Origin of the sequence: Pseudarthrobacter sulfonivorans, assembly GCF_031454915.1 — a bacterium.
Lineage (GTDB): Bacteria > Actinomycetota > Actinomycetes > Actinomycetales > Micrococcaceae > Arthrobacter > Arthrobacter sulfonivorans_C.
The window spans coordinates 200,477-220,150 of the sequence record NZ_JAVDRS010000005.1 but is presented as its reverse complement, the minus strand read 5'-3'; the positions used below and the strand labels follow the sequence as shown (position 1 = coordinate 220,150).

General features: G+C 64.1%; 19 protein-coding genes and 1 tRNA gene. 16 read left to right on the top strand and 4 right to left on the bottom strand.

All coding sequences use genetic code 11. From position 1 onward, the window contains the following. The first annotated feature begins 36 nt into the window (after positions 1-36). Positions 37-885, top strand: a complete 849-nt coding sequence (locus J2808_RS13420) for a sugar phosphate isomerase/epimerase family protein (RefSeq protein ID WP_309817316.1) — start codon at positions 37-39, stop codon at positions 883-885. 312 nt (positions 886-1,197) lie between these two features. Here J2808_RS13420 and J2808_RS13415 read toward each other — a convergent pair. Further along, a tRNA-Leu gene (locus J2808_RS13415) sits at positions 1,198-1,280 on the bottom strand. 172 nt (positions 1,281-1,452) lie between these two features. Between J2808_RS13415 and J2808_RS13410 the strand changes: the two genes are divergently transcribed. Next, positions 1,453-2,757: a M20/M25/M40 family metallo-hydrolase gene (locus tag J2808_RS13410; protein WP_309817312.1), complete on the top strand. Its 1,305-nt coding sequence runs from the start codon at positions 1,453-1,455 to the stop codon at positions 2,755-2,757. Between the two features lie 12 nt (positions 2,758-2,769). Beyond that, positions 2,770-3,930 carry an acyl-CoA dehydrogenase family protein gene (locus J2808_RS13405; RefSeq protein ID WP_309817309.1) on the top strand — a complete coding sequence of 387 codons (1,161 nt, stop codon included), beginning with the start codon at positions 2,770-2,772 and terminating at the stop codon, positions 3,928-3,930. Positions 3,931-3,956: 26 nt separating this feature from the next. Here J2808_RS13405 and J2808_RS13400 read toward each other — a convergent pair whose 3' ends face one another. Then, on the bottom strand, positions 3,957-4,190 hold the full coding sequence (locus J2808_RS13400; RefSeq protein WP_309817306.1) for a DUF5703 family protein: 234 nt from the start codon (positions 4,188-4,190) through the stop codon (positions 3,957-3,959). Between the two features lie 39 nt (positions 4,191-4,229). On the opposite strand from J2808_RS13400, the gene J2808_RS13395 reads away from it, so the two are divergent. Then, on the top strand, positions 4,230-4,496 hold the full coding sequence (locus J2808_RS13395) for a hypothetical protein (protein ID WP_309817303.1): 267 nt from the start codon (positions 4,230-4,232) through the stop codon (positions 4,494-4,496). Between the two features lie 29 nt (positions 4,497-4,525). Here J2808_RS13395 and J2808_RS13390 read toward each other — a convergent pair whose 3' ends face one another. After that, entirely contained in the window at positions 4,526-5,461 is a 936-nt protein-coding gene (locus tag J2808_RS13390) for an aldo/keto reductase (protein WP_309817300.1), read from the bottom strand. A gap of 50 nt (positions 5,462-5,511) precedes the next feature. Between J2808_RS13390 and J2808_RS13385 the strand changes: the two genes are divergently transcribed. Next, positions 5,512-6,345: an undecaprenyl-diphosphate phosphatase gene (locus J2808_RS13385; RefSeq protein ID WP_309817298.1), complete on the top strand. Its 834-nt coding sequence runs from the start codon at positions 5,512-5,514 to the stop codon at positions 6,343-6,345. A 15-nt stretch (positions 6,346-6,360) separates the two neighbouring features. Further along, positions 6,361-7,638, top strand: coding sequence for a cysteine--1-D-myo-inosityl 2-amino-2-deoxy-alpha-D-glucopyranoside ligase (mshC, locus tag J2808_RS13380; protein ID WP_309817296.1), 1,278 nt, complete (start codon positions 6,361-6,363; stop codon positions 7,636-7,638). A 53-nt stretch (positions 7,639-7,691) separates the two neighbouring features. Here mshC and J2808_RS13375 read toward each other — a convergent pair whose 3' ends face one another. Continuing rightward, a complete protein-coding gene (locus J2808_RS13375) occupies positions 7,692-8,597 on the bottom strand; it encodes a PAC2 family protein (protein ID WP_309817294.1) in 906 nt (301 codons plus the stop codon). 150 nt (positions 8,598-8,747) lie between these two features. Here J2808_RS13375 and J2808_RS13370 point away from each other — a divergent pair, with 150 nt between their 5' ends. The 10 genes from J2808_RS13370 to J2808_RS13325 all read left to right on the top strand — a co-directional run bounded on the left by J2808_RS13370 (position 8,748) and on the right by J2808_RS13325 (position 19,624). Continuing rightward, the gene (locus J2808_RS13370; RefSeq protein WP_397428052.1) at positions 8,748-9,482 is read left to right on the top strand and encodes an HAD family hydrolase; all 735 of its coding nucleotides are present in this window, start codon (positions 8,748-8,750) and stop codon (positions 9,480-9,482) included. Next, positions 9,479-10,645 carry a site-2 protease family protein gene (locus J2808_RS13365; protein WP_309817292.1) on the top strand — a complete coding sequence of 389 codons (1,167 nt, stop codon included), beginning with the start codon at positions 9,479-9,481 and terminating at the stop codon, positions 10,643-10,645. The genes J2808_RS13370 and J2808_RS13365 overlap by 4 nt, the downstream gene beginning before the upstream one ends. A gap of 109 nt (positions 10,646-10,754) precedes the next feature. Next, positions 10,755-11,816: a tRNA (adenine-N1)-methyltransferase gene (locus J2808_RS13360; protein WP_309817288.1), complete on the top strand. Its 1,062-nt coding sequence runs from the start codon at positions 10,755-10,757 to the stop codon at positions 11,814-11,816. An 83-nt stretch (positions 11,817-11,899) separates the two neighbouring features. Then, entirely contained in the window at positions 11,900-13,651 is a 1,752-nt protein-coding gene (gene arc, locus J2808_RS13355; protein WP_309817286.1) for a proteasome ATPase, read from the top strand. Beyond that, positions 13,648-15,324, top strand: a complete 1,677-nt coding sequence (gene dop, locus J2808_RS13350) for a depupylase/deamidase Dop (protein WP_309817284.1) — start codon at positions 13,648-13,650, stop codon at positions 15,322-15,324. The genes arc and dop overlap by 4 nt, the downstream gene beginning before the upstream one ends. Positions 15,325-15,409: 85 nt before the next feature. After that, on the top strand, positions 15,410-15,613 hold the full coding sequence (locus J2808_RS13345; RefSeq protein WP_309817643.1) for a ubiquitin-like protein Pup: 204 nt from the start codon (positions 15,410-15,412) through the stop codon (positions 15,611-15,613). Positions 15,614-15,693: 80 nt separating this feature from the next. Next, positions 15,694-16,515, top strand: coding sequence for a proteasome subunit beta (gene prcB / locus J2808_RS13340; protein WP_309817281.1), 822 nt, complete (start codon positions 15,694-15,696; stop codon positions 16,513-16,515). Position 16,516: 1 nt separating this feature from the next. After that, positions 16,517-17,236 (top strand): proteasome subunit alpha, encoded by a 720-nt coding sequence (gene prcA / locus J2808_RS13335; RefSeq protein WP_309817278.1) that lies wholly within the window; start codon positions 16,517-16,519, stop codon positions 17,234-17,236. Position 17,237: 1 nt separating this feature from the next. Next, on the top strand, positions 17,238-18,602 hold the full coding sequence (gene pafA / locus J2808_RS13330) for a Pup--protein ligase (protein WP_309817275.1): 1,365 nt from the start codon (positions 17,238-17,240) through the stop codon (positions 18,600-18,602). A 110-nt stretch (positions 18,603-18,712) separates the two neighbouring features. Continuing rightward, positions 18,713-19,624 carry an FKBP-type peptidyl-prolyl cis-trans isomerase gene (locus tag J2808_RS13325; protein ID WP_309817272.1) on the top strand — a complete coding sequence of 304 codons (912 nt, stop codon included), beginning with the start codon at positions 18,713-18,715 and terminating at the stop codon, positions 19,622-19,624. Positions 19,625-19,674 lie beyond the last annotated feature (50 nt).

Sequence of the window (19,674 nt, the reverse complement as noted above, 5' to 3'; positions counted from 1 at the left end):
CGCAGCGTGGAAGGAAGCGGCGTTGGAAGGAGCAGCGTGAAGCGTCTCATCGGGGTCAGCACGTGGGTCTGGGAGTCTCCGTTGACCGACGCCAATCTGGGCGGACACCTGGCGAGGATCGCCGCGATAGGGTTCGACGCCGTCGAACTGCCGCTGGAAAACGCCGGCGACTTCACGCCCGCTGCGGTGCGCGAGTCCCTGGAGTCCACGGGGCTTGCACCGTTTATTGTCGGTGCCATGGCGCCGGGCCGGGATCTCGTGGCCGCGGCCCCGGCCTCCGTGGAAAGGACCCAGGCCTACCTCATGGCCTGCGTCACCATGGCCAGCAGCATCGGTTCGCCCACTGTCTGTGGTCCTTTCTACGCCCAGACCGGCCGGGTCTGGCGGATGTCGCCTGGGCAGCGGCGGGAAGCCTACGCCGAGCTGCGCCAAAATCTGCAGCCGGTGGCTGACCGGGCCCGGGAAGCGGGCGTCGTCCTTGGCATCGAACCGCTCAACCGGTACGAGACATCGCTGATCAACACGGTAGATCAGGCGCTCGAGGCGCTGGGACCGTTGCTGGGCAACGGCGTCGGCCTTGCTCTGGACAGCTACCACCTTCACATCGAGGAGCGTTCGCTGGCCGCCGCAGTTCGCGCCGCCGGAGAACACGTGGTTCACGTGCAGGTTTGCGGGAACGACCGCGGCGCCCCCGGCGGGGACCAGACCGACTGGGAAGGCTTCCTGCAGGCCTTGGACGAGGTGGGCTACAGCGGACCGTTGAACATTGAAAGTTTCACTGCGGATAATGCCGCGATTGCCGTTGCGGCCTCAATCTGGCGGCCGCTGGCCCCGAGCCAGGACGAGTTGGCCGCCAGAGGTCTCGCTTTCCTGCGCGGCGTGTGACCGCACTGCGGTGTAAGAAACGTACTGAAGGGCACGCAAGGCTGCTCACAAGAGTTTTTGGCATCGCGGACGCCATCCGGCCAGCACTGTCGAAAGGAAGATTGCCTCATCCTCGGAGGCCATCCGCTGCGTCATATTTCTTGGAGCCGGGGCCCACCCACCTGACGAGGTGATCGAAGCCACAAACTGCACTCTGCGTCGATCCCATTGCAGGTGCCGCATTTCGACACCCGGGGGAGTGATGGTGCCGCCCGCGTAAGTGAGGACAGAAAAAAACCCCTGGAATCCGTGGATTCCAGGGGTTTTCCCTTGTGCGCGGAGGGGGACTTGAACCCCCACCCCCTTTCGAGGACTAGCACCTCAAGCTAGCGCGTCTGCCATTCCGCCACCCGCGCAGGTGGTAATTCGGTGACCGTTTCCGCTTTTCAGCGTTTCGGTAATCTCCGAAGCAGCGAGAAAAACTCTAACACGAACTTTCCGGAAACATCGAATCGGGGCTGATGGGTAGGCTGAAGGCACACGAAACCGCCTCCGGTTCGCGCCCGTCCCACTGCCCAAGGAGTATCCATGTCTGACATCCGTGCCGAGGATGAAGTTGTCCGGATCTGCCAGGAGCTCATCCGGATAGACACATCGAACTTCGGTGATGGGTCCGGGCCGGGGGAGCGCGCGGCTGCCGAGTACACGGCGGGGCTGATCGAGGAAGTGGGCCTCGCGGCAGAAATCTTTGAATCCGCGCCCGGCCGCGCCAGCGTGGTCACCCGGATGGAAGGCCAGGACCCCTCCGCCAGCGCGCTGGTGGTGCACGGTCACCTGGATGTCGTTCCGGCTTTGCGCGAACAGTGGTCCGTGGATCCCTTCGGCGCAGAGCTCAAGGACGGACTCATCTGGGGCCGCGGCGCAGTGGACATGAAGGATATGGATGCCATGATCCTTTCGGTCATGCGGGATTTGGCCAGGTCTGGACGGAAGCCCAAGCGCGACATCGTCTTCGCCTTCTTCGCCGATGAGGAGGCCGGCGGCGAATACGGCGCCCGCTACGCCGTTGACAAGCGGCCGGAGCTTTTCGAGGGCGCCACTGAAGCCATCTCCGAAGTGGGCGGGTTCTCGGCAACCATCGGCGGGCAGCGCACGTACCTTCTGCAGACGGCGGAGAAAGGCATCTCCTGGCTTCGCCTCGTCGCCCACGGCCGGGCAGGCCACGGCTCCCAGATCAACACTGACAACGCCGTGACGCGCCTGGCGGCGGCCGTGACCCGGATCGGCGAGTACAAGTGGCCCATTGAGCTCACTCCCACAACGCGGCAGTTCCTGGACGGTGTGACCGAACTCACCGGCGTCGAATTCGATCCGGACAACCCGGACCGCCTGCTTGACCAGCTCGGCACGGTGGCCCGGTTTGTCGGGGCTACCCTGCAGAACACCACCAACCCCACGCTGCTGAAGGGTGGCTACAAGCACAACGTCATCCCCGAATCGGCTGAGGCCCTGGTGGACTGCCGCACTCTCCCTGGCCAGGAGGAGCAGGTCCTGGAAATCGTGCGGGACCTCGCAGGCGCCGGCGTTGACGTGAGCTATGTGCACAACGACGTCTCACTGGAAGTGCCCTTCGCCGGGAACCTGGTGGACTCCATGATCGATGCGCTGCACTCCGAGGACCCCGGCGCGAAGGTCCTCCCGTATACGCTCTCCGGCGGTACGGACAACAAGTCCCTGAGCAGGCTGGGTATTACCGGTTACGGTTTCGCACCGCTCACGTTGCCTGACGACCTCGACTTCACCGGAATGTTCCACGGCGTCGATGAACGCGTCCCCGTGGACTCCCTGAAGTTCGGCGCCCGGGTCCTCAACACCCTCCTCACCAACTACTGAGCCGCGAAGGACATGACACCCGAAGAAGTCCTTCCCGACCAGCTGCTGGAGGACATTCGCAGCCGCGCCGCCCGATATGACCGGGAAAATGCGTTCTTCACTGAGGACCTTGAAGAGTTGACCGCCGCCGGCTATCTAAAACTCTTCGTTCCAACGTCCGACGGCGGTCTGGGACTGGGGCTTGAGGCGGCAGCTCAGTGCCAGCGCAGGCTGGCAACGGCTGCCCCGGCCACTGCCCTGGCCATCAACATGCACCTGGTCTGGACCGGCGTCGCGCAGGTCCTGGCGGCCCGGGGCGACGTATCACTGGACTTTGTGCTGCAGGATGCTGGCCGGGGCGAAATCTTTGCCTTCGGCAATTCCGAAGCCGGCAACGATTCGGTCCTCTTCGATTCGAAAACGGCAGCCGTCCCGTTGCCGGGCGGAGGCTACAGCTTCACCGGCACAAAGATCTTCACCAGCCTTTCACCGGCGTGGACCCGGCTTGGCATTTTCGGCAAGGACAGCCAGGCGAGGGAAGGCGACGGTGAACTTGTCCACGGATTCATCGACCGGGAGACTCCGGGCTATACCGTCCTGGACGACTGGGACACCCTGGGTATGCGTGCCAGCCAGTCGAACACCACGGTCCTGGACGGCGTTGAGGTCCCCGCGGACCGGATCTTCCGCAAGTTGCCTGTCGGCCCCAACGCCGATCCGCTGATCTTCGCCATCTTTGCCTGCTTTGAGTCGTTGCTGGCTGCGGTGTACACCGGCATCGGCGAGCGTGCCTTGGTCCTGGGCGTGGAGGCCGTGCAACGCCGGACATCATTCAAGAACGCCGGCCGAAGCTACGCACAGGATCCGGACATCCGGTGGAAGGTGGCCGAGGCCGCGATGGGCATGGACAGCCTCTACCCTCACCTGCTGGAGGTAACCCGCGACGTCGATGCCCTCGCCGAGCACGGGTCCCAGTGGCTCCCCAAGCTCGTTGGCCTGAAAGTGAACGCGACGGAAACAGCACGCCGTGTTGTGGACCTGGCCATCAGGGTCAGCGGCGGTTCCAGCTACTTTCGCGGTTCCGAGCTTGAGCGCCTGTACCGGGACGTCCTTGCAGGCATGTTCCACCCATCAGATGATGAGTCGGCGCACAACACAGTGGCGAACGCCTGGCTGGGGCCGCTGGAAACCTAGGCGGTCCTCCGCTGGCCTCCGCACGCCTAGACGGTCCGCTGGACCTGCATGACCCGCCGGCGAAGCCAGAAGCGCCGGCCGCCGCCCAGATACAGCACGCTGCGCTCCAGTTCCCATTTGCCGTACTCCGAGTGTTCCACGAGCCGGCGCCTGGCTTCAGGCAGTGAATCGTCGGGACTGACCGTCAGTACGAGGTACTCGTACTGCTTGATAAAGTCCCGTTCGCGCTGGACCGAGCTGGTGAGAAAATGTTCCTTCATTGCTCTCCATTTTCGTCCTTTTCCGGCTAACGTGAAGTCATGAGCATCGATCCGCGTGTCGCGCTTCAGTCCTTGACAACCGCCTTGGAAGAACACCTTATAGCAGCATCCAACCGGCGCGACGATGGGGATCCCGCAGTCGAAGCCGCTTTTTTCGCGGTCGCAGATGCCTTCGAGGTGTATGAAGACGCGCTCTACGAGGCTTACAGCGAGGTCACGCCCCTTCAGGTCTTTGACGACGAAGAGGACGAAGACGAGGAAGCCGGCGTCGATGACGACGAGGACCTCGAAATCGTCCAGGACTGACGCAACCAGACCTAAAAGTTCCCGCAGGATCAGGCGTGCTCGGACACATCTTCCAGCGCCCGCGCGATCTCCGGGGGCAGCCGGGTCAGCTGGGCAGCAAGGATCTCCTTCGCCTGAACCGGTGTCCTGGGGCCCACGATTGCGGTGGCCACACCATGCTGCGCCAGCAGCCAGCTCAGCGAAACATCCAGCGGCGTTCGGCCCAGGCCCTTGGCGGCCATCGACACGGCTTCCACAACACTGGAAGGCTGGTGCTCCAAATACGGCTCAACATAGGGGGCGGAATCTGTGCGCGCTGCCCGGGAATCAGCGGGGATACTGCTGCGGTACTTGCCGGTCAGCACGCCGCGGCCCAGAGGTGCCCAGGCCATGAGTCCCAGACCTGCGTCTTCGACGGCGGGGACCAGTTCGGCTTCTGGTTTCCGCTGGAGCAGCGAGTACTCGGCTTGTGCAGCCACGAGCGGAAATCCGGCTACTGCTGCTGCCTTCGCGCTCTGCCAGCCATTGAAGTTGGCTATGCCCGCATAACGGGCGCGGCCGCTGCGGACAGCGAATTCGAGGGCCGACAGCGTTTCATCCAGGGGGACATTGCCGTCCCACGACTGGGCAAACCAGACGTCCACATAGTCAGTGCCAAGCCTCGCCAGGCTGGCGTCCAGGCTGCTCAGCATCGCATTGCGCGACGTGTCTACAGATCGCCGGCCGTCCGACGTCGATGTCCCCGCCTTGGTGGAGATGCAGACTTCGGTGCGGGAGACGACGTCGCCTAACAGGGACCCGATCATCGCTTCCGCGCGGCCATCAGAGTAAGAGGCGGCCGTGTCGATGAGTTTTCCGCCGCCGTCGACAAATGTGCGCAAGATCTCCGAGGCATCCTGTTCATCAGTTTCGCTGGCCCAGGACATGGTGCCGAGGGAGAGGGCGGAGACTCGCAATCCACTGTTGCCGACGTAACGCTGCTGCATAGCTGCAAGCTTACGGGGAATCAACAGGGCGCATGACGTAGTGTCTTAGCGTGAACTGGATTGAGGCGGCCCTGCTCGGGCTAATACAGGGTCTGACCGAATTTCTACCGATTTCATCAAGCGCGCACCTGCGGATTGTGGGACAGTTCCTCCCCAACGCGGCTGATCCAGGGGCGGCGTTTACGGCCATCACCCAGCTCGGTACCGAAACGGCTGTGGTGGTGTACTTCTGGCGGGACATTGTCCGCATCGTCAAGGCCTGGGCGGGCTCGCTGACTGGCAAAGTCTCCCGGCAGGATCCCGACGCGCGCATGGGCTGGCTGGTGATTCTTGGCAGCCTGCCCATCGTCGCGCTGGGCCTGCTGTTCCAGGACCAGATTGAATCAGTGCTGCGCAGCCTGTGGATCGTCGCCACCATGCTGATCGTTTTTGGCCTCATCCTGGCCGTGGCGGACACCGTCGGGAAACAGGAACGCGAGCTCTCCCAGCTCACCTACAAACACGGCATCCTGTACGGATTCGCCCAGGCGTTGGCGCTCATCCCCGGCGTCTCACGGTCGGGCGGCACCATCACGGCCGGGCTCCTGATGGGCTACACCCGGGAAGCGGCGGCCCGCTACTCTTTCCTCCTCGCCATCCCGGCAGTATTCGGCAGCGGCCTGTACCAGCTGTACAAGGTGGTCTCCAAAGACGGCATCACCGGACCGTACGGCCTTCCGGAAACAGCACTGGCCACCGTCATCGCCCTCGTGGTGGGCTACGTGATCATTGGCTGGTTCCTCAAATTCATCTCCACGCGCAGCTACCGGCTCTTCGTCTGGTACCGGATCCTCCTGGGCCTCGCCCTCTATCTGCTGCTCGGTTTCAATGTCATCGACGCCTAGAAGTAGGCTTGGGCTGTGAAATCCTGGACTTCCCGCCCTGTCCCCGTGCTGCCCGGCGCCATGCCGGCCATCCGTTTGTTCGACACCGCCGAGGGACGCGAAACCAACCTCCCCGCCAGTGGTGAGCAGTCGATGTACGTCTGTGGCATCACTCCCTATGACGCCACGCACATGGGCCACGCAGCCAGCTATGTGGCATTCGACCTGCTGAACAGGGCCTGGCGCGACGCCGGCCACAAAGTCTCTTACGTCCAGAACGTCACAGACGTTGACGACCCCCTGCTGGAGCGAGCCACGGCCACCGGTGTTGATTGGCGGGACCTGGCGGCAAGCCAGATTGAACTTTTCCAGGCAGACATGGAAGCCTTGAACGTCGTCGCGCCGGACCACTACGTCGGCGCTGTTGAGTCTGTGGACCTGATTGTTCCGGCCATTGAGCGCCTGATCCGCGAAGGCCTGGCCTACCGCGTTGCCGGTACGGACGGGGAGCCCGACGGCGATGTCTACTACGACGTCGAAGCCGCCGGCAAACAATCGGTAAACCCTGACGCCTGGACTCTAGGGGCGATTTCGCGCCTCGGGGAAGCCGACATGCTTGAGCTGTTCGCCGAACGCGGGGGCGATCCGGGCAGGGCGGGCAAGCGGCAGGCGCTGGACCCCCTGCTATGGCGCGTGGCCCGGGACGGCGAGCCCAGCTGGCCCGGCGGAGAGCTGGGCCAGGGCAGGCCCGGGTGGCACATCGAATGCACGGTCATCGCCCAGCAGTACCTTCCCGCGCCCTTCACCGTGCAGGGTGGGGGCTCCGACCTCATCTTCCCGCACCACGAGATGGGCGCCGGCCACGCCTATTCGCTGGCCGGTGTCCCGCTGGCGCACCACTACGCCCACGCCGGCATGGTGGGCCTTGACGGTGAGAAGATGAGCAAGTCCAAGGGCAACCTGGTCCTCGTATCCAGACTGCGGGCAGACGGTGAAGAGCCGGCCGCCATCCGGCTGGCCATTCTGGCTCACCACTACCGCTCAGACTGGTCATGGACGCCGGAGGGGTTCGCGGAGGCGAAGGAGAGGCTCGCCGCCTGGCGCCGTGCCCTGCCCGTCGCACCTGCCGGATCCGCGGCAGGCGTGATCGGAGAGATGAGGTCAGCACTGGCCTCGGATCTGAACGCGCCGGCAGCGCTGGACGCTGTGGACCGCTGGGCCGCCACGGCGACCGCGGCCGCGGAAGCGGGCAGCCCGCAGGATGAAGCCCTGGTAAGTGACGCCGTCGAGGCGCTGCTCGGCGTCGTTCTCTAGCAAACTGGCCCGTCCGCCCGCTATTCAACCGTGGGCGGACGCAGCCATCGGGCTTAGTTTTTGTCGCGTCCCCGGCGCTTCAGGTAGCGCTCAAACTCCCGCGCGATGGACTCCCCGCTGGCCTCCGGAAGGTCAGCGGTGTCCTTTGCTTCCTCAAGCTGGCGGACATACGCGGCGATTTCCGGATCCTCGGTAGCCAACTCATCCACGCCGCGCTCCCAGGCCGCCGATTCTTCCGCCAGTTCGTGGGTGTCCAACGGGACCTGGAGCAGCTCTTCCACCCGGTGCAGGAGGGCCAGCTGCGCCTTCGGCGACGGGGCCTGGGCCACGTAGTGGGGGACTGCGGCCCACAGGGAAACCGTGGGGATCCCGGCCAGCAGCGCTACCTCCGACAGCACACCAACAATGCCCACGGGACCTTCGTACTGGGACGGTTCCAGGTTCAGGCGTTCCCGCAACGGGGCGTCATCGGAGGACGTGCTCACCGGGATGGGCCGGCTGTGCGGGACATCCGCCAGCAGCGCCCCCACGAGAATCACGTAATCCACCTTGAGCGCTTCCGCATGGACCAGCAGCTCCGCAGTGTAGGCCCGCCACTTGTACGACGGTTCAGTGCCTTGGACGAAAATGACGTCAATGTTTGAATCCGGCGCGCTGGCTTTGTAGATCCGCGTGGAAGGCCATTTAATCTTGCGTTCACCCGAGGCGGTCCTCCGGACTGTGGGACGGGTGAACTGGAAATCGTAGTACTCGTCGGCGTCGATGGACGCGACTTTCTTGCCGCCCCACACCTTGTTGAGATAGCGCAACGACTCGCTGGCTGCTTCTCCGGCATCGTTCCAGCCCTCAAAAGCTGCCAACATCACAGTGATGCGCTCCCCATCGGCCACCGGCAGCAGGAACTGCTCCTGTTCAGGCCCGGCACCCGGTTCCGTGGTGTCTCCGTCGAAGCTATTCATTTCTTCACCCTACGTCCAAGAACCGGGCCGATGCATTGAATGCAGCGCCAAAAAGTGTCTCCAGGCCGCCTCCGTGCCTGCAGCCCGGCGGATATTCGCCAAGGGCGTACCCCACGGCTGGCGCTCAGGCTCGCCCCGTAGACTGAAAGCATGCGACCCTCACCTTCAGTTTCCCCGCTCCGTGCTGTTCTTTGGGACATGGACGGCACCATCGTGGATACGGAGCCGTATTGGATCGCCGCGGAGCGTTCCCTCGTGGAAGCCCATGGCGGCACGTGGTCACACGAACAAGCCACGCAGCTCGTTGGGCAGGCCCTGACCTTTTCAGCCGGAATCCTGCAGAAGGCCGGCGTCCGGATGGATACCAGGCAAATCATCGACACCTTGACCGCGCAGGTCATCCAGAGCATCCAGCGTTCTGTCCCGTGGCGTCCGGGCGCCAGGGAACTCCTCGATGACCTGCACCGTGCCGGCGTGCGTTGTGCGCTGGTCACCATGTCAGAAGGACCCCTGGCCCGCGAAATCGTGGCGAGCCTGCCCAAGCCCTACTTCGAATTCCTCGTCACCGGGGACACAGTGACCCAGGGCAAGCCCCACCCGGAGGCGTACCTCAAAGCGGTGGAACTGCTCCAGGAAGCAGATCCGGGACTCACCATCGACCACTGCGTCGCGCTGGAAGATTCCGCGCCGGGAGTAGCAGCGGCGGTGGCATCCGGGGTCGCCACGGTGGCCATTCCCCACATTGTCCCGCTGCCGGAAGACCCCAGGCACACCACGTGGGATTCACTTTCGGGCCGCACGGTTTCTGAGCTGGAAGCAATCGCGGCCGGAAGCATGGCCACTGCGGCAGGCTTGTCGGCGCCGAGGCCCGGGGGCTCGTCGTGAGTGAAACGCCGGCCCCTGCGCGCCGCGAAGGAATCCGCCTCGGGCGGATCGCCGGAATCCCCATCATCCTGGCGTACTCCTGGTTTGTGATTGCAGCCTTTACTGTCATCGTCTACGGTCCGGTGCTGTTGGAACGCAATCCCGCCTTCGGAATCACCGCCTACTACGTGGCGTTCGCCTACGCGCTGCTGCTGCTCATTTCGGTCCTGGTCCACGAGTTGGCGCACGCCCTCACCGCCAAGGTCTACGGCTGGCCCACCCAGAAAATCGTGCTGAACCTCTGGGGTGGCCACACCCAGTTTGAAAACTTCACCGCGACGCCGGCCCGGTCCGTCGTCGTGGCGCTGGCCGGCCCGGCAGCCAACCTGGTCCTTGCCGGCGGAGCGTGGCTGGTCCTGTCCGGCGTCAGCATGGGCATTGTGGCGGATACGCTGACCAACATCTTTATGTGGGCCAATTTTGTCATCGGCATTTTCAACGTCCTGCCCGGACTGCCGCTGGACGGCGGGCGGATTGTTGAATCGGCCGTGTGGAAGGCCACCGGCAGCCAGGCCAAAGGCACGGTGGCCGCCGGCTGGGCTGGCCGCGTCATCGTGGTGGGGCTTGGCCTGTGGTTCATTGCCATGCCGCTGCTGGCCGGCGCAGCACCGGACTTGAGCCTCCTGATGATCACCGTCCTTGTTGGCGGGTTCCTCTGGATGGGGGCCAGCGCCGCCATTAAGCAGGGAACCATGCGCGGCAGGCTGCACCTGGTGAGCGCAACCGCACTGGCTGCTCCCGCCGTCGGAATTCCGGCAACCGCAACCGTTGCCGACATCCGCCGCCTGTCAACGAATGGGACTCCGGCGGTTGTGGTGTGCGGGCCGGAGGGACGTCCGCAGGGTGTTGTGGACACCCGTGCCCTCGCCGCGGTGCCTGAGCACGCTGCAGATTCCACACCCGCAACAGCCGTGTCCTACGCACTGGCGGCAGGCGCGTACGTACCTGAATGGTCCCAGGGACAGGAACTGATCCAGTATCTCTCCCAGCTGGAGGGCCACGAATATGCCGTGGTGGACCACAACGGCACCGTGACCGGCCTCCTTTCACAAAACGCTGTAGTTGTAGCCATTACCGGCAAGGCAGTCCGGTCAAATAAGCACCCGCAGGGTCAAAGCCGGTAGAGTTACGTGCCGGCCGTGCACTGCCGCCGCGTGGTGGACCCCGTGCATGCACGCACCTGGCGTACTTTTTGATGCGTTGCCCACAGTCTTACAAGAGCGAGGAAATTTCATGAGCAGCGAATCTGCCGCCGCAACCGCAGCACCGTCCACAACCGGTGTTGCCGCCAACGGCGTCCAGCCGGTGGGGGCTGCCCGCCGCCGCGGACCTTTCCGCGAAGGGGAGCGGGTCCAGCTGACCGACGAGCGCGGCCGCATGAACACCATCACGCTTGAAAGCGGCGGCGCCTTCCACACCCACCGCGGTTTCCTGAACCATGACGAAATCATTGGCCAAGCCGATGGCTCTGTTGTGGTGAACAATGTTGGCCAGCAGTATCAGACGCTTCGCCCGCTGCTCTCGGACTTTGTCCTTTCCATGCCCCGCGGCGCCGCGGTGGTTTACCCGAAGGACGCCGGCCAGATTGTCACCATGGCCGACATCTTCCCCGGCGCCAGGGTGGTCGAAGCCGGTGTGGGTTCCGGCGCCTTGTCCATCTCGCTGCTCCGGGCCGTGGGCGACAACGGCTACCTGCACTCCTTTGAACGCCGCGAGGAATTTGCCGACATTGCCCGCGGCAATGTGGAGACCATCTTTGGTGGCCCGCACCCGGCCTGGAAAATTTCGCTGGGTGACTTCCAGGAGGAAGTAGTCCGCAACGAGGCTCCCGGCTCCGTGGACCGCGTGGTCCTGGACATGCTCGCGCCCTGGGAGTGCCTGGACGCCGTGGCCACTGTGCTTGCACCCGGTGGTGTCTGGATCAACTACGTGGCCACGGTCACCCAGTTGTCCCGGACTGCCGAAGCCATCCGGGCTGACGGCCGCTTCACCGAACCCGACGCTTGGGAGTCCATGGTCCGCGGCTGGCACCTTGAAGGCCTGGCGGTGCGCCCGGATCACCGGATGGTGGCCCACACCGGATTCCTCCTGGTCACCCGCCGGCTTGCCGACGGCGTTACGGGTATCTCGGTCAAGCGCCGCCCCTCGAAGACGGACTTCAACGAGGAAGATGTCAATGCGTGGACACCCGGGGCGGTTGGCGAGCGGTCTGTCTCCGACAAGAAACTCCGCAGGGCCGCCCGCGATGCCATCGCCGGCACCAACGTCAAGGACGCACCGGAGATCACGAACTAGTCCACATTTCGGGAGTCTCCAGCAGTACCTGCCAACTTGGGGCTAAGGTCTTAAGAAGAAGAGCAGGAAGGGGCTGATGCATCATGGAGACGCCGAATCAGGACTCCGGACGTACACCGGCGGAGCAGTCCGCCGCCAATGAACTGTCTGTCGCGGACCGGCAGGTCAACGTCCTCCGGGACAAACTCAGGCACATTGATCGCCAGCTTGCCGCCGCAACGCAGAACAACGCCAAGCTGGTCAGCATGCTGGAAGCGGCGAAAGCCGAGATACTGCGCCTGAAAAACGCCTTGGACCAGGAGGGCCAGCCTCCATACAGCTTCGGCACCATCCTGCAGCTCAATCCCCGGCGCCTGCCGTCGGCAGGCAACAGCGGGCAGGCCGCCACCGAGGAATCAGCTGATATTTTCAACGCGGGCCGGAAAATGCGCGTGGGGATCAGCCCGCTGGTTAACATCAACCAGCTGGCTGTCGGCCAGGAGGTTCTGCTCAACGAGGCCTTGCTGATTGTTGCCGGCCTCGGGTATGAGCGCGCCGGCGAGCTCGCGACCCTCAAGGAAATGCTGGGAACGGACCGCGCACTGGTGGTGGGCCGGGCCGATGAGGAACGGGTTATCCGGCTCTCCGGCGCACTGCTCACCGAAAAGCTCCGGGTTGGGGACGCGCTGTCCATCGACTCACGCACCGGTTACGCCCTGGAAAAAGTGCCCCGCTCCGAGGTGGAAAACCTGGTCCTCGAAGAAGTCCCTGACATCACTTATGAGGACATTGGCGGCCTTGGCCCCCAGATCGAGCAGATCCGCGATGCCGTGGAACTGCCGTTCCTCCACCCGGACCTCTACCGTGAACATGGCCTGAAGGCCCCGAAGGGCATTCTGCTTTACGGCCCCCCTGGCTGCGGCAAAACCCTGATCGCCAAGGCTGTTGCGAACTCGCTCGCCGCGCGGGCGGCTGAACGGTCCGGCAATATCGACCTGAAAAGCTACTTCCTCAACATCAAGGGCCCCGAGCTCCTGGACAAGTACGTGGGGGAGACGGAACGCCATATCCGCCTGATCTTTTCCCGGGCCCGGGAAAAAGCCTCGGACGGCAGCCCGGTAGTGGTGTTCTTTGATGAGATGGATTCGCTGTTCCGGACGCGCGGCACGGGGATCTCCTCCGACGTCGAGACCACCATCGTGCCCCAGCTCCTAAGCGAGATCGACGGCGTGGAGCGGCTGGACAATGTCATAGTCATTGGTGCATCCAACCGTGAAGACATGATTGACCCTGCCATCCTCCGCCCCGGCCGGCTTGACGTGAAGGTCAAGATCCATCGCCCCGATGCCGAGGCCGCGGCGGATATCTTCAACAAATACATCACCACTGACCTGCCGTTCCACGAGTCGGATCTCGCAGAACACAACGGCGACGTCCAGGCCACGGTGGACGCCATGGTCCAGCGCACGGTCGAAGCCATGTACTCCACGGAGAAGTCGAACGAGTACCTGGAAGTCACGTACGCCAATGGTGATACCGAGATGCTCTACTTCAAGGACTTCAACTCCGGCGCCGTGGTCCAGAATGTTGTGGACCGGGCCAAGAAGTACGCCATCAAGGACCTCCTGACCCTGCACCAGAAGGGCCTCCGGATCGAGCACCTGCTTCGGGCCGTGGTGGATGAATTCCGCGAACACGAGGATATGCCGAACACCACCAACCCGGACGACTGGGCACGGATCTCCGGTAAGAAGGGCGAGCGGATCACCTACATCCGCACCATCGTCCAGGGCAAGGCAGGACAGGAACCCGGCAAGTCCATCGAAACGATGCCCAGCACGGGACAATACCTATGACGGCTGCGCCCGAACGCCCCTCCTACGGGGAGTCGCTGCCCGTCGGCGGGGCCATGCGTGTGATGGGGGCGGAAACGGAGTACGGCATCCACGCCCCGTCCGCACCGGGGGCCAATGCCACCATGATGTCCGCCCGTGTTGTCCAGGCATACGCCCAGGTGACGCGGCAGCGGGCCGCGGGTGGCGCGGAGACCCGGTGGGACTACACGGACGAGGAGCCCCTGCACGACGCCCGTGGCTGGACGTTGGAACGCGCCTCTGCCCACCCCAGCCAGCTCACGGACCAGCCGCCGGTGCTTGACGCGGAGGCAGTGGCCTTGGCGTACGGCCGCGAGGACCTTGAACTGGACGGCGAGGATGAGGCCGGCAGCCTGCTGATGAACATGGTCCTCGGAAACGGCGCCCGCCTCTACGTGGACCACGCCCACCCCGAATACTCCAGCGCGGAAGTGACCAATCCCCGTGATGCGGTGACCTGGGATGCTGCCGGAGACCTCGTGGCGCTGGCAGCGGTGCGCCGCCTGGCAGCGGATCCAGAACTGCCGCCGGTCAATCTCTACAAAAACAACACGGACAACAAGTCCGTCTCGTATGGCTCGCACGAGAACTACCTCATGCCGCGCTCGGTGCCCTTCGGGGACATTGTGCGGGGACTGACACCGTTTTTCGTCACGCGCCAGATCATGTGTGGAGCCGGGCGGGTTGGCCTGGGACAGGACAGTTCCACGCCGGGGTTCCAGATAAGCCAGCGCGCCGACTTCTTCGAAGCCGAAGTGGGCCTGGAAACCACCATCCGCCGGCCCATCATCAATACCCGTGATGAACCCCATGCCACGGCCGACAAATACCGCCGTTTGCATGTCATCATCGGGGACGCGAACCTTAGCCAGTCCTCGAACTACCTCAAGTTCGGCACCACGGCGCTGGTCCTGAGCCTTATAGAGGCGGGTCTGGCGCCCAAGGTAGAGGTCCACGAGCCAGTCTCGGCCTTGCAGGCGATCAGCCACGACACTTCGCTGACGGCCAAAATCAGGCTGTTGGACGGCCGCCGGGTGACAGCCCTGGATCTGCAGTGGATGTACCACGAGGCGGCCGCCAAGCTCGCGCAGGACACCGGCGTTGCGGATGCCGTGGACGGGGACGGCCACACCCACGAGGTCCTCGAACGCTGGGCCGCCACCCTGACACAGCTCGATTCCGACAGGAGTGCAGCGGCAACCTCCGTGGAGTGGCTGGCGAAGCTCTCCCTCCTGGAGGGTTACCGCGACCGGGACAACCTGGCCTGGAATGACGCAAGGCTTGGCCTGGTGGACCTCCAGTGGGCCGACATCCGCCCGGAGAAGGGGTTGTACTACCGTTTCCTGGCCAGGAACCGCATGCAGCGGATTGTCGAGGACTCGGCGATCTCCGCAGCGGTGACCGAACCGCCGTCGGACACTCGGGCCTTCTTCCGCGGACGCTGCATCAGCAGCTTCGGCAAGGACGTGGTGGGGGCCAGCTGGGACTCGGTGATCTTCGATGTCCCGGGCTACGGCCGGCTGCAGCGCGTGCCCACCCGGGAGCCCCTTCGTGGCACCAAAGCCCTCACCGGAGGGCTCTTCGCCCGCCACCGTACGGCCGGACCGTTCCTCGCTGAACTGCTCGGGCACAACACCCCTCCGCCTGCGGCGTAAACCGCGCCAGCAGGCGTTTGGCGTGGCAATATGGGCGTATCAGCAGATCCGCCCGGATCCGATGATTCCCGAAGGAGAGATCACCATGGCAGGCCAGGAACAGCAGCAGCCACAATCGCGCGACAGCCAGGTCGAGGAAGACATCCCGGAGGCGCCTCCGGCAGCCCCGGAAGCCCAGGCATCGGACGCCACGCAGGGCGTCGATGACCTCCTGGACGAAATTGACGGCGTCCTCGAATCCAACGCTGAGGAGTTCGTCCGCGCCTTCGTCCAAAAGGGCGGCCAGTAACCCGGAGCCGGATGGTGGCGGACGCCGCACCGGCCGGAAGCTGTACCGACGTAGAAGGACCACGTTCAAGGAGTTCACCAGTGCAGGAATCAACCGCCAACCAGGTAGCCGGCAACGCGACGTCGTCATTTACCGAGCATCTGCAGCGGGACCGCCCGGACCTGCTTCCGTACAACCGCTCACTGCCGGCGGCGACGGCGGGTGCCACCCCGCTCCAGGTGCCGCATGCAACCACCATCGTGGCGATGAGCTACGGCGGAGGCGTGCTGATGGCGGGTGACCGGCGGGCCACCATGGGCAACATGATTGCCAGCCGGCACATCGAAAAGGTCTTCCCGGCGGACAGGTACTCGGTGCTGGGCATCGCCGGCACGGCCGGAATAGCCATTGACCTGACGCGGCTCTTCCAGGTGGAGCTGGAGCACTACGAAAAGATTGAAGGCACGCTCCTGAGCCTTGACGGCAAGGCGAACCGGCTCGGTGCCATGATCCGCGGGAACCTGCCCATGGCCCTGCAGGGCCTGGCGGTGGTTCCCCTTTTTGCCGGTTTCGACACCACTGCCGGCGTGGGCCGCCTGTTCTCCTACGACGTCACCGGCGGCCGGTACGAGGAACGCGAGCATCACACCGTTGGCTCCGGCTCGGTTTTCGCCCGCGGCGCACTGAAAAAACTCTGGCGGCCCGGCCTGACCGAAGCCGAGGCGGTCTCCGTTGCTGTGGAAGCGCTCTACGACGCGGCCGACGACGACTCCGCCACCGGGGGTCCGGATCCGGTCCGCCAGTTGTGGCCCGTGGTCTATACGGTGAACCGGGACGGCGCCAGGCGCATCCCTGAATCCGAGCTGGCAGCCGTGGCGGGCCGCATCATCGAAGTCCGCTCCGCCGAGCGACGGGAGGCCTGAGATGACGCAGCAGTTCTATGTCTCGCCTGAACAACTGATGAAGGACCGTGCGGACTTCGCACGGAAGGGCATCGCCCGCGGCAGATCAGTGGTTGTTATCAGCTGCCAGGACGGGATTGCCCTCGTGGCTGAAAATCCGTCGCCTTCCCTGCACAAGATCGGTGAGATCTACGACAAGATCGCCTTCGCGGCCGTCGGCAAGTACAACGAATTTGAAAGCCTGCGCCAGGCCGGCGTCCGGTACGCGGATGTCCGCGGCTACTCCTATGACCGTGAAGACGTCACCGCCCGGGGCCTCGCGAGCGTCTATGCGCAAAGCCTCGGCGCGGTTTTCACCGCCGAACAGAAACCATTTGAAGTGGAACTTGCTGTGGCCGAGGTGGGCCCCACGCCGGAACAGGACCACCTGTACCGGCTGACGTTCGACGGGTCGATCGCTGACGAGCACGGCTTCATTGTGATGGGCGGCCAGGCAGAGCGGGTCTCGTCCGTTATTGCCGAGGGCTGGCGTTCGTCGCTGCGGTTCGCCGACGCTGTCCGGCTGGCCATCAGCAGCCTGGCTGGCAGCACTGAGCAGGGCGAAGCGGACGCAACCCTTCCGGCCAAGGCCGTGGAGGTTGCCGTCCTGGACAGGCAGTCGGAGACCGCCAGGGGTTTCCGCCGGGCCTTCCGGCGACTGAACGACGCCGACATCACGGCGCTGCTTGCGGAGGAGGACTGAGATGGACAAGAGGATCTTCGGTATTGAGACCGAATTCGGTATCTCGTATTCGAGCCCCGATTCACGGCCGCTGGCGCCTGAGGAGGTGGCGCGGTACCTGTTCCGCAAAGTAGTCAGCTGGGGCAGATCGTCCAACGTGTTCCTGACCAACGGTTCGCGGCTGTATCTCGACGTCGGCTCACACCCGGAATACGCCACCGCGGAGTGTGATGACCTGGCCCAACTCGTGGCCCACGACCGCGCCGGCGAGTTGATCCTGGACGACCTCGTGGATGAGGCGCAGGCGCGGCTTGCCGCAGAGGGGTTCAACGGAACCGTCTACCTGTTCAAGAACAACACCGATTCCGCCGGGAACTCCTATGGCAGCCACGAGAACTACCTGATCCCGCGCCGGGGCGAGTTCTCCCGGCTTGCGGAGATCCTGATCCCGTTCCTCGTCACGCGCCAGCTGATTGCCGGCGCCGGCAAAATCCTGAAGACACCGCACGGCGCAACGTATGCCTTTTCGCAGCGGGCAGACCACATCTGGGAAGGCGTCTCGTCCGCCACCACACGGTCCCGTCCCATCATCAACACCAGGGATGAACCGCACGCCGATGCGGAATTTTTCCGCCGCCTCCACGTCATTGTGGGCGACTCCAACATGTCCGAAACCACCGCCCTGCTCAAGGTGGGCACCGTGGACCTCATTCTCCGCATGATTGAGGCCGGGGTGATCATGCGTGACATGCGGATGGAAAACCCCATCCGGAGCATCCGCGAGATCTCCCATGACCTCAGCGGCCGGGCGCTGGTCCGGCTCGCCAACGGCCGCCAGCTCACTGCACTGGAGATCCAGCAGGAATACCTGACCAAGGTCACCGCCTTTGTCCAGGAGCACGGCGCCCACAACCCCCATGTTCCGCTCATCCTTGACCTCTGGGAGCGGACCCTGAAGGCCATCGAAAGCGGAAACACCAGCACCATCGACACGGAAATCGACTGGGCCATCAAGAAAAAACTGATGGACAACTACCGGGAGCGGCACGGCTTGGGCCTGGATGCACCACGGATCGCCCAGCTTGACCTGACGTACCACGACATTTCGCGGACGCGTGGACTGTATTACCTGCTGCAGGCCAGGGGTGCGGTGCGGCGCGTCGTGGAGGACACTGTCATCAAGGACGCCGTGGATGCACCGCCGCAAACCACCCGCGCGAAGCTGAGGGGCGACTTCGTCCGGCGGGCACAGGAACTGGGCAGGGACTACACGGTGGACTGGGTGCACCTCAAGCTGAACGACCGTGCCCACCAGACCATCCTGTGCAAGGATCCGTTCCGCAGTGTCGATGACCGCGTGGATGCCCTGCTGGGCTCCATGGGCTGACGTTCAGGTTCAGGGGCTATCCTTGATGGGGCTATTCATTGGCCCTGCAGCGGTGCCGGGCATTTTTGTCCGGTATCGCGTCCACCCTGCCCCAACGAAAGTTCTCTTACGTGCGCCGACTCCTAGCAATCCTTATCCCCGGCCTGCTGCTGCTCACCGCTTGCGGCGGTTCGCCCGCGGCACCGGAACCCACCAGTCAGTCCGCCGGTGACACTGCCAAGTTCGACTCCCTGAAACTGACGGAAAACGGGGACAAAAAGGCTCCGGGCGTTGAATTCACCAAGCCGCTTGAAGTCACTGAGCCCACCATCAAGGTGGTCACGGAAGGCGACGGCGATCGGGTGAAAGCGAACCAGATTGCCAACATCTCCATTCTCGCCGTGAACGGAACCGACGGCTCCACACTGGAGGATACCTTCGCCGGCGAACCCGAGCCGCTCGAGCTCAACGAGGACCTCAAAACCGGAAGCGCCGTCATCTACAACGCTTTTGTCGGGGCGAAACTTGGTTCTACGCTGGCCCTTGCCGTACCCGGCCAGGCTGGTGCGGAAGGCGCAGCAGCCCAGCCCACACAGCTCCTGCTGATCAAGCTGCTTTCCGCGACGGACGTCACGCCGCCGCTTGAAAAGCCGGAAGGCGAGACCGTCACCCCGCCTGCCGGACTGCCAACCGTCAAGGAAAATGACCAGGGCGTTCCGGAGATCTCCATCGAAGGCGCGGCGGCACCCACGGCCCTCGTGGCCCAGGACCTCATCAAGGGCAAGGGCCCGGAAGTGAAGGCTACGGACACTGTGGTGGTCAACTACGTCCTGTACTCCTTCAAAGACAAAAAGCAGCTGGAGTCCAGCTTCACCGGTGAGCCCCTGACCAGTCCGCTGAGCGGACTCATCAAGGGCTGGCAGGAAGGACTGGCCGGCAAGACGGTCGGCTCCAGGGTGCTCTTGTCCATCCCGGCAGACAAGGCCTATGGCGCCGAAAAGGGCGACCTGGTGTTCGTCGTTGATATCCTCGGTGTCAGGTAAGTAATCCACGCCTGGGCATTCGTGCCACGTAACCCATCCCAACCAACGTC